The 258-nt window shown below is 60.5% G+C and carries 1 protein-coding gene; it reads right to left on the bottom strand.

What is annotated here, in order from left to right:
- On the bottom strand, positions 1-258 hold a 258-nt coding region (locus tag QSJ95_RS32735; protein ID WP_285647910.1), incomplete at both ends, for a transposase.

Raw genomic sequence — 258 nt, forward strand, 5'->3', positions numbered from 1 at the left:
GGCTCGCCCACCAGTTGAAGTCGTAATAGCCCTTGTCGAATACGTAGGTGGCCTGTGGCTCGATACCCAGCGTCCGGCCTTCGTCGATGTCGTTGACGTTGGCTGCGCTGAAGCTGCAATGCACCGGTGCTGCCGCCTGCTCGGCATACAGCACATGGACTTTCAGCCCCTGGGAGCGGGTTCGATTGGACAGCGTCCATTCGTCGAAGCCAGGGCCCTTGAGGGTGATCGTGGTGGAGTCCAGCAGGTACAGCAGTT

Origin of the sequence: Pseudomonas sp. NBRC 100443, assembly GCF_030268185.1 — a bacterium.
Lineage (GTDB): Bacteria > Pseudomonadota > Gammaproteobacteria > Pseudomonadales > Pseudomonadaceae > Pseudomonas > Pseudomonas citronellolis.